This window comes from Catenuloplanes sp. NPDC051500 (assembly GCF_044454585.1).
In the GTDB taxonomy this organism is placed as follows: Bacteria; Actinomycetota; Actinomycetes; order Mycobacteriales; family Micromonosporaceae; genus Catenuloplanes.
Map to the genome: position 1 here is coordinate 40,931 of NZ_JBITDX010000029.1, position 9,064 is coordinate 49,994.

Annotated in this window: 9 protein-coding genes; 8 read left to right on the forward strand and 1 reads right to left on the reverse strand. The window is 72.3% G+C overall.

Annotated elements, in window-relative coordinates:
* Positions 1 to 74: 74 nt before the first annotated feature.
* The 8 genes from ACIA8K_RS36600 (at position 75) to ACIA8K_RS36635 (ending at position 8,008) form a co-directional block, all read left to right on the forward strand.
* Entirely contained in the window at positions 75 to 1,112 is a 1,038-nt protein-coding gene (locus tag ACIA8K_RS36600; protein ID WP_396067908.1) for a WxL protein peptidoglycan domain-containing protein, read from the forward strand.
* Positions 1,109 to 2,599 carry a TIGR03773 family transporter-associated surface protein gene (locus ACIA8K_RS36605; RefSeq protein ID WP_396067910.1) on the forward strand — a complete coding sequence of 497 codons (1,491 nt, stop codon included), beginning with the start codon at positions 1,109 to 1,111 and terminating at the stop codon, positions 2,597 to 2,599. Before ACIA8K_RS36600 ends, ACIA8K_RS36605 begins: the two co-directional genes overlap by 4 nt.
* 134 nt (positions 2,600 to 2,733) lie before the next feature.
* The gene (locus ACIA8K_RS36610; RefSeq protein WP_396067912.1) at positions 2,734 to 3,384 is read left to right on the forward strand and encodes a choice-of-anchor M domain-containing protein; all 651 of its coding nucleotides are present in this window, start codon (positions 2,734 to 2,736) and stop codon (positions 3,382 to 3,384) included.
* A complete protein-coding gene (locus tag ACIA8K_RS36615) occupies positions 3,381 to 4,004 on the forward strand; it encodes a choice-of-anchor M domain-containing protein (RefSeq protein WP_396067914.1) in 624 nt (207 codons plus the stop codon). Before ACIA8K_RS36610 ends, ACIA8K_RS36615 begins: the two co-directional genes overlap by 4 nt.
* Positions 4,005 to 4,073: 69 nt before the next feature.
* Positions 4,074 to 5,564, forward strand: coding sequence for an anchored repeat ABC transporter, substrate-binding protein (locus ACIA8K_RS36620; RefSeq protein WP_396067916.1), 1,491 nt, complete (start codon positions 4,074 to 4,076; stop codon positions 5,562 to 5,564).
* Between the two features lie 12 nt (positions 5,565 to 5,576).
* Positions 5,577 to 6,428 carry a choice-of-anchor M domain-containing protein gene (locus ACIA8K_RS36625; protein WP_396067918.1) on the forward strand — a complete coding sequence of 284 codons (852 nt, stop codon included), beginning with the start codon at positions 5,577 to 5,579 and terminating at the stop codon, positions 6,426 to 6,428.
* 44 nt (positions 6,429 to 6,472) lie between these two features.
* Entirely contained in the window at positions 6,473 to 7,153 is a 681-nt protein-coding gene (locus ACIA8K_RS36630; protein WP_396067980.1) for an anchored repeat-type ABC transporter ATP-binding subunit, read from the forward strand.
* Entirely contained in the window at positions 7,154 to 8,008 is an 855-nt protein-coding gene (locus tag ACIA8K_RS36635) for an anchored repeat-type ABC transporter permease subunit (protein WP_396067920.1), read from the forward strand. It begins immediately after the preceding gene.
* Positions 8,009 to 8,066: 58 nt separating this feature from the next.
* Here ACIA8K_RS36635 and ACIA8K_RS36640 read toward each other — a convergent pair whose 3' ends face one another.
* The gene (locus ACIA8K_RS36640) at positions 8,067 to 8,786 is read right to left on the reverse strand and encodes a magnesium transporter MgtE N-terminal domain-containing protein (protein ID WP_396067922.1); all 720 of its coding nucleotides are present in this window, start codon (positions 8,784 to 8,786) and stop codon (positions 8,067 to 8,069) included.
* Positions 8,787 to 9,064 lie beyond the last annotated feature (278 nt).

Here is a 9,064-nt window from a genome sequence, read left to right on the forward strand (position 1 = left end):
CCCGGGCGGGACGGCGGCCGGTCCACCCCAGGCGCCGCCGTCCCGCCACCTCCCCCGAAGCGGAATCCTCCACAGTGCACAGAACTATTTCGCTGTTCCTGACGTCACTGCTGTTCGTCCCCACACCAGTCGCGCCGGTGCCGGCAGCCGCAGCACCTGTCGCATCGGCACCGCCCGCGACCGCGATCACCTGGTCCGTCGCTCCCTCGGGGCCGGCCGGGCCGGACGGGCGGGCCGCGCTCGACTACAAGCTCGATCCCGGTGCCACGCTCACCGATCGCGTGACCGTCACCAATCATTCGGCGCAGGCGCTCACGCTGCGAATCTATGCCAGCGACGCGCTGACCACCCCGGACGGCGGCTTCGACCTGCTGGCGGCGGATCGCGAGCCGGCCGGTGCCGGAGCGTGGATCACGCCGGAGCGGGAGACCGTCGAGCTGCCCGCGGCGTCCCGCGTGATCGTGCCGCTTGCGGTGGTGGTGCCGGACGACGCGACGCCCGGTGATCATGTCGGCGGTGTCGTGGCGTCGCTGACCGGGCAGGGGGTCGCGCCGGACGGGTCCGCGGTCTCGGTCGATCACCGGGTCGGGACGCGCGTGTACCTGCGCGTCACAGGTGCGCTGCGGCCGGAGCTGGCGATCCGCGACCTGGAGATCGTGCGCCACACCGGCTGGAACCCGGCCCGCCTCCCCACGCTTACCGCCGCGTTCACCGTCGCGAACACCGGGAACGTGCGGCTCACCGGCACGCCTGCCGTCCGTACCCACGGCACGGTCTTCGAGGGTTCCGGCCTGCCACAGCTCCTGCCGGGCGGGACGGTGCGCGCGACCGTCCACACCGGCGGGGTGTGGCCACTGTTCCGGGCCTCGGTGGAGACCTCGGTGACGCCGAGGACCGTCGACGGACAGGCACTCGATCGCGCGGTCACCCGTACCACAGTGTGGCTCGTGCCCTGGTCCCAACTGGCGATGATCGGCGCGTTTCTGCTGCTCATCGCGGGCGTGATATTGGCCCGCCGACGACGGCGGCAGCGGATGGCCGCGGCACTCGCCGAAGCCGAACAGCGCGGCCGTGACCTCGCCCTGACCTCTGCGAAGGAGACGAACCCATGAGAACCCTCGCCGCGGCCGCCGCGCTTGCGGTCGCCCTCATCCCAGGCACGGCACTCGCCGCTCCCGTGAATCCCGGCGCGGACAACGCCGACCTCATCGCGATCTCGGCCGGCGACGACGGCGCGCTGTCGGTGCACCTCCGGGACGCGGCGGGCGCGGTACGCGAACCCGCCGGGCTGGTGCTCGGGCCCGGTGGCGGGCTGGCCACGACCGTTCCGGACGATCCGCACTACGCGTTCCTCGGCGCGCCCGGCCGCGCGGTCTGGTCACTGTCCGCAGGTGGCTCCCGTTTCCCGGCGATGGACACCACCGGGGTACGAGACGGGGGCGCGATCTCGCTCCGCCTCGACTCGGTGGACGGTCCCGGCGGGTTCGCGGCCTACACGGTGTCGCCCTGGGGTGCGCCCACGGTGCTGCTGGACAGCGACGGGCCGGCGGCCACCACGCTCAAGCCGGGCGGACGTGTGCAGAACGTGGCCTGGACCTTTGACACGAGCGGCGTCTACCGGCTCGGCTTCACGGCCGGGCAGGACGGCAGAACGACGTCAGCGGTCTACACGGTCGAGGTCCCCACGATCGGGGATCCGGCCGGGGCCGGGCGTTCAGTAGGTGTGCCGAGGATGCCTGCGGCAAAGGGCCTGCCCTCCACCACGGCGGCGGACGCCACGGCGGCGGACGCCACGGCCGGGGCGGTGGCCGCGAACGCCGCCGGCACGGTGATCAGCGACGGGCACGTGGACATGGGCCCGCAGCTCGACGGCGGCGTCTGGCGGATCCGGCTGAAGGACGACGCCACAAACCCACCCGCCTGGCGCGAACTCTCCGACGTCGTGCTGAAGGTGACGGACAAGGCGAGGATCGCGGTGCCGGCCGGCGGCGGCTATGCGTTCCTCGGCGCGGCCGGGTCGCAGGTCCACCTGCTGCCGCAGACCCAGCAGGCCGGGATCGTCTGGCCCGGCTGGAACACCCAGCACTCCTCGGTCACGTCCGCCCTCCGCGGCGACGTCACCTGGTCGCTGAAGGGCGTCGACGGTCCCGGCGCGTTCGCGTTGTTCCTGACCAGCTCGTTCGGCACGCCGCAGGTGCTGTTCGACTCCACACGGCCGATGCCGCAGAAGCTGGCCATCCCGCTCAACACGCACGCGCACGGCAACTGGGCGTTCACCCGGCCCGGCCTCTACCGCCTGTCCGTGGAGATGTCCGCGACCACGACGGCCGGCACGGCGGTGACGGACACGCGCACGCTCACCGTCGCGGTCGGCGACGCCACCGACCCGGCGGCCGGTCTCGCCGCCGGCCCGTCGAGCGGGTCGCCGGGCGGGTCGCCGGGCGGGTCGCCGGGCGGGGCCTCAGGCGGCTCGGGCGCGCTCGCGTTCACCGGGACGAGTGTGCTGTCCATCGTGGCCGCCGGGCTCGCGCTCGTCGTCGCCGGCTTCGGCGCGATCGCCCTCGGCCGGCGGCGCACCGAAGCACTCCCGCCGAACTGATCCACCCGTCTCCGTTCCGGGCACGGGCAGACGGTGACCCAGGACACACTTCCCTCCGCTTAATGAAAACGATTATCGTTTACCCAGCGCCGGTCCACAGCGGACCGCGCCGAAAATCCGAGGAGACACACCGCATGCGACACACCCTCCGCCTGCTCGCCGGGACCGGCGCGGTCGCGGCCGCCCTGGTCGCGGCCGCCGGCCCGGCACAGGCCCACCCGGCGCCGGCCGTGCTCAGCACCGGCCACGTCGACGCGATAGACGTCGAATTCGAGGACGGCGAGCTGGAACTCGCGATCCACGACGAGGAGTCCGACGCCGAGTTCGCCCCCTCCGAGGCCGTGCTGCTTGTCAAGAGCCAGGCCAGGACCACGATCCCGGCCGATCCGGCCTACGCGTTCCTGGGCCGGGCCGGCGCGCCGGTCTGGGTGCTCCCCGAGGTCCAGAACCCGGAGCTGCTCTTCGCCGGCCTCTCCGCCGAGGAGCTGCAGCCCGGCGTCTTCACAGGCGACACGATCCAGATCAACCTCACGGGGGTACGCGGCCCCGGCGACATCGCGATCTTCACGCAGGACGCGGTCGGCGTCCCGGCCGTGCTCGCGGACGACACCGACGGCCTGCCGGACACGCTTCCGCTCGCGGCCGGCCAGCACGCGCACGTGAACTGGGCGTTCGGCAAGGCCGGCGTCTACCGGCTGACCGTCACCGCGTCCGCCACGCTTGCCGCGACCGGCGAGACAGTCACCTCCGACCCGGCCGTCTACACGTTCCAGGTGCAGCGATGAGGGGCCGGCTCGGCGCGGTGGTGCTGACCGCCACGCTCACCGGCGCGTTGATCGCCGCGCCAGCCCAGGCCACACCGGCCGCAACGGCGCAGGCCGCGCCGATCACGCTGACCGCCGGGCACGTCGATGTGCTCGATGTGGACTACACAGGTGGCGTGGTCACGCTCGACCTGCGGGACGGCACCGGCAGCACGCCTGTCGACCGCAACCCGGCCGACGTGATCCTGGCCGTCCCGGCCGCCGCGAAGACCACGGTTCCCAGCGGTACCGCCTGGTCGTTCCTTGGCGCGGCCGGCAGCCCGGTCTGGGTGCTCCCCCAATCGCAGAACCCGAACCTGCTCTTCGCGGGCTGGGACACCACAGGCGCCACCGGCGCGCCCGCGCTCACGTTCCGGCTCACAGGTGTCAGCGGGCCGGGCCGGTTCAGCGTCTACACGACCGGCTCGTTCGGCACGCCGACCCGGCTGTTCGACTCCGGTGACGGCCTGCCGGACAGCCTCGCCGTGCCGGTCGGCACGCACGCGCACGCGAACTGGGCGTTCAGCGCGGCCGGTACGTATGCGGTGACGTTCGAGGCCGGCGGCGCGACCGCCACGTACACCTTCCAGGTCTCGTCCTGACCGGGTCGCGGGTCCGCTCCACCGGAATTGGAGCGGACCCGCGACGCCTACCAGCCTACGGAGAAACACATGAGGGCGTGGCTTGCGGTCGCGGCCGTGCTGCTGCTTGGTGCGTGCGCGGCGCCGCCCGCGTTCACCGGCGACGGGGACCGGGTGCAGGTGGTCACCACCACCGGCATCCTGGCGGACCTGGTCCGCAACGTCGGCGGTGACCGCGTACTTGTCGACCCGCTGGTGCCGGACGAGGCGGACCCGCACGGTTACGAGCCGACGCTCCGCGACGTGCGCAACACGGTCTACGCGGACCTGGCGTTCAGCAACTACCTGCTGCTTGAGCCGGCCGCCGTGATCAAGGCGCTGGACGCGAACCTGCGCGACGGCGTCCCGAACATCTCGCTTGCCGAGGGCGCCACGAAGTACGCCGCCGAGATCATCCCGCTGGTCGAGGACGTCTCCCTGGACACGATCTGGCTCGGCCTGCGCGCGCACGGCACCGGCGCGCGCTTCGGTGTGACCCGTTCCTCAGACGTGCGGCTCACCGCGGACCTGGTCGAGGGGCCCGGGGAGCTGCTGGCCTACCTGACCGGCTCGTTCGGAAAGCCGGAGATGATCATCCAGGACGGGCGCGGCGCCATCACGCTACCGGCGGATGCGCATACCCACATGAGCTGGGCGTTCACCAAGCCGGGCCGTTATCGGCTGACACTGCGCGCGGATCTGGCGATCACGCCGGACGCCGGGACCGTGCCGCTGGGCCCGCCCCGGACGTTCACGTTCGCGGTCGGCGTGGATCCGCACGGCGTACCCGGCATGGACGTCCTCGGCCACGGCCACGCGGACCTGACCGCCGACCTCGACACCGGCGAGCTGTACCTGCACGCGGACCCGGACCGGCGGCTCGACCCGGACCGGACCGTGATCGAGGTGCCGGCCAAGGCGTTGCAGGAGATCCCCGGCGGCACCGCGTTCCGGTTCCTCGGCCGCGGCGGAGAACGCGTCTACCAGCTGCCGCAGGCGGTGCTGGGCCGGCACGTGCACGGCGAGATCGACCCGCACCTGTGGCAGGACGTACGGAACGCGCAGGCGTACACCGAGCTGATCCGGGACACGCTGATCGGCGTGGACCCGGCCGGCGCCACGGCCTACCGGCAGAACGCGGACCGGTACCTGCGTGAACTGACCGCGCTCGACGCCTATGTCGCGGAGACGATCGCGTCGATCCCGGCGTCGCGACGGTACCTGGTCACCACGCACGACGCGTTCGGCTATCTCGCGGCCGCGTACGGCATCCCGGTCGCCGGCTTCGTCACGCCGAACCCGGCCGCGGAACCGAGCCTCGCGGACCGCCGGAAGCTCACCGAGACGCTGCGCACGCTGCGGATCCCGGCGGTCTTCCTGGAGCCGAACCTGCGCGCCCGCTCGTCCACGCTTGTCGAGGTCGCGGGCGAGCAGGGCGTCGCGGTCTGCGACATCTACGGCGACACGTTCGACGGCCGGATCACCACCTACCTGGCGATGATGCGCTTCAACGCGGACTCGCTCAAACACTGTCTCTTCTAGAAGGAACTCACCGTGTCGATCCGCATCCTGGTGGCCGTGCTGCTGGCCGTCCCGTCACCGGACGGCCTCTCCCAGAGCCTCTCCCCGGACCAGGCCCTGGCCACCGGGCCCGCCGTGCTGGAAACCGGGCACGCCGACATCGGCCCGCGCTACCGCGACGGTGCCTGGTCGATCCAGATCCACGACGACGCCACGGTACCGCCGGTGTGGCGCAGCCCGGACGACGCGGTGATCCGGGTCCGGGACGCGGCCGCGCAGGCGGTGCCGGACGATCCGGCCTACGCGTTCCTTGGCGCGCCGGCCGGCACGCGCGTGCACGTGCTGCCGCAGACCCGGCAGGACGGCGTGGTCTGGCTGGGCTGGAACACCCAGGACCCGGGCCTGCTGGAACGGGCCGGGCGCGGCGTCACCATGAAGCTGCGCGGCGTGCGGGGGCCGGGGCAGCTCACCGTGTTCCTCCAGTCGGGGACGCTCGGCGCGCCGCAGGTGCTGTGGAGCAGCAGGGACGCGTACCCGCAGGCGCTGTGGGTGGAGAAGAACACGCACACGCACGCGAACTGGGTGTTCGGGGCGCCGGGCGTCTACCTGGTGGCGCTTGACGTGGCCGCGGAGCTGGCGGACGGGAGCACGGAGACGGCCGGGGTCACGCTGCGCTTCGCGGTCGGCGACGCGGCGAGCGCGGACGACGCCCGCACGGCGGAGATCATGCTTCCGGCCGCCTCGCCCCCGCCCGTACCAGATGATGAGTTTGATCTTCCGTTGTGGTGGGCCGGCGTAGCCGGGATGTTGCTTGTCGCGGTGCTGGCCGGCGCGGGTGTGCGGGGTGCCGCGGTGCGCCGCCGGGCGGAACGGGCGCGATCGTGAGCGGGGCGCAGCCGGCGGCAGTGGTCGAGTTGGAGAACGTGACAGTGCGGCTCGGCGGGCGGATCGCGCTTGAGGACGTGACGATGAGCGTGGCGCGGGGCGAGTTCACCGCGCTCCTCGGCCCGAATGGTGCCGGCAAGACCACGCTGTTGCGCGCCGCGCTCGGTCTCACGCCACTGACCGGCGGAAAGGCCACGATCACCAGCGCGGGGTACGTCCCGCAGCGCCACGAGTTCGCCTGGGACTTCCCCGCGTCAGTGCAGGACGTGGTGCTCAGCGGCCTGGTCCGGCGAATCGGCCTGTTCCGGCGTCCGCGCGTCGCGCACTGGACGGCGGTGTGGGACGCGCTCGACCTGGTACGCCTCGGCGACCTGCGAAAACGCCCGGTCGGCGAGCTGTCCGGCGGGCAACGGCAACGCGTGCTTGTCGCCCGCGCGCTCGCGCTCGACCCGGCCGTGCTGCTTCTCGACGAGCCGTTCACAGGTCTGGACATGCCGTCGCAGGAGGTGCTGACCGCGCTGTTCGGCACGCTCGCGCGGGAGCGGGCGGTGCTGATGGCCACGCACGATCTGGCGGCCGCGGCGTACACCTGCGATCGGCTGGTGCTGTTGAACCGCACAGTGGTCGCGGCTGCCCGCGCGGAGGAGCTGCGCGACCGCGAGGTGTGGATGCGCACGTTCCAGGTCGGCGCGGACAGCCACCTGCTCAAGGCACTGGGGATCTAGATGTCACCGTTCGACTTCCTCGCCGACCTGGTCAACCCGGATCTGGCGTTCCTGCCGAAGGCACTCGCGGTCGCGGTGATGTCCGCGGTCATGTGTGGCGTGGTCGGCTGTTACGTGGTGCTGCGCGGCATGGCGTTCATCGGCGACGCGGTCGCGCACGCGGTGTTCCCGGGCCTGGCCGTGGCGTTCGTGCTCTCCGGAAGCCTGGTGCTGGGCGGCATCGCGGCCGGCGTGATCACCGCGTTGCTTGTCGCGGTGTTCGCGCAGAACCGGCGGATCAAGGAGGACTCGGTGATCGGGATCTTCTTCGTGGCCGCGTTCGCGCTCGGCATCGTGATCATCTCCCGCGCGCCCGGCTACGCGGGATCGCTCCAGCAGTTCCTGTTCGGCTCGATCACCGGCATCCCGGACCGGGACCTGCTTGTGGTCGGCGGTACCGGCCTGGTCCTGGTGCTCGCGGTCGCGCTGCTGCACAAGGAGCTGGTCGCGGTCACGCTGGACCGGGAGATGGCCCGCGCACTCGGCCTGCCGGTCTTCTGGCTGGACGTGACCCTCTACGTGCTGGTCACGCTTGCGGTAGTGATGGCGGTGCAGACCATCGGCAACATCCTGGTGCTGGCCCTGCTTGTCACGCCGGCCGCGGCGGCCCGGCTGCTCACCGACCGGCTGATCGTGATGATGCTGCTGGCGCCCGCGATCGGCGCGCTCTCGGCGCTTGTCGGGCTGTATCTGTCCTGGTCGTGGGACCTGCCGGTCGGCGGGACCGTGGTGCTTGTGCTGACCGGCGTGTTCCTGCTCGCCTACCTGCTGGCGCCGCGGCACGGCGTGCTGACCCGGCCGGCCCGGGCCCGCTGATCCCTGCGCGGGCCCGGCTCGGTCCGTCTCGATCCGTCTCGGTCCGTCTCGGTCCGTCTCAGCGGAACAACCCGACAAGCGCTCTCTTCAGCGTGCTGTCGTGGCGGTCGCTGCCCCAGAACGCGGTGTCAAGCGTCCGGCCGTCGCGCCGGGCCTGCGCGCAATACGCGCGCACCTCTTCCGCGACCGGCACGTCAGTGATGGCAAGCGCCGCGTTGGCCCGGTGGTGGTAGGCGGCCTCCTCCGCGTCCCGGACCGCGACCCGGCCGTCGTCGCCGTGCCGGGGCGCGACCGCGACCCGGCCGCCGAACAACGGCACCAGCAGGATCCCGGCCGGGCCGGAGTGCGGGATCAGCACCTCCGCGTTCGCCCTGGCCAGCGCGTCCGCGACCGCGCGCTCGTAGTGTGGCGCTACCGCGGCCTGGGCCTGCCGCGGGTCCATCCGGGACAGCACGTCCGGCTGGACCTTCGCCGGGAGCGTGTCGTAGAGCGCGGTGGCGACCGCGGCCGGCAGCCGGCCGGCGAGCGGGACCAGCCGCTCGGCCGGCAGCGCGCGCAGCACCGCCACCGCGGCGTCCGGCGGCAGCTTCGCGGCCACGCCGATCAGCTGCGCCTCGCTCAACATCCCGACCACCCGGCTGCGAAAGTCACCCTGCATCACCGGGAGCAACCGGGCCAGGTCGGCGGGCGTCAGCTCCTTCACGACCACCGGGAGGCGGTCGGGCGGCATGCCCTTCATCAGGGTCACCCCGTTCGCCGGCGGTGAACTCCTGATCATGATTATCAGCTGGGTAACGGGCATCATCCCGCCCATGAGCATGGTGGTCTCCCCTTGGTCGACCGGCCTTGGAAGACCTGCTTACCGAGTGCTCAGGACTGGATAGCACGCCCGCGATGCGAACGCCACTCACCGAATGGCGCTGATCACACGCTGTTCGAACAGAGTGGTGGGGGGGGGGGGGGGGGGGGGCGCCCGGGGGGGGGGGGGGGGTGGGTGGGGACGACAGCGATAGTGGGGGGGAGAGCGACAAAAAGAGGACTCAATGGGGGTGGGGT

Excerpts from the sequence above, each read along its gene's own strand:
- ACIA8K_RS36605 (WP_396067910.1), top strand. The coding sequence starts at position 1,109 with ATGAGAACCCTCGCCGCGGCCGCCGCGCTTGCGGTCGCCCTCATCCCA.
- ACIA8K_RS36610 (WP_396067912.1), top strand. The coding sequence starts at position 2,734 with ATGCGACACACCCTCCGCCTGCTCGCCGGGACCGGCGCGGTCGCGGCC.
- ACIA8K_RS36615 (WP_396067914.1), top strand. The coding sequence starts at position 3,381 with ATGAGGGGCCGGCTCGGCGCGGTGGTGCTGACCGCCACGCTCACCGGC.
- ACIA8K_RS36620 (WP_396067916.1), top strand. The coding sequence starts at position 4,074 with ATGAGGGCGTGGCTTGCGGTCGCGGCCGTGCTGCTGCTTGGTGCGTGC.
- ACIA8K_RS36635 (WP_396067920.1), top strand. The coding sequence starts at position 7,154 with ATGTCACCGTTCGACTTCCTCGCCGACCTGGTCAACCCGGATCTGGCG.
- ACIA8K_RS36640 (WP_396067922.1), bottom strand. The coding sequence starts at position 8,786 with ATGATCAGGAGTTCACCGCCGGCGAACGGGGTGACCCTGATGAAGGGC.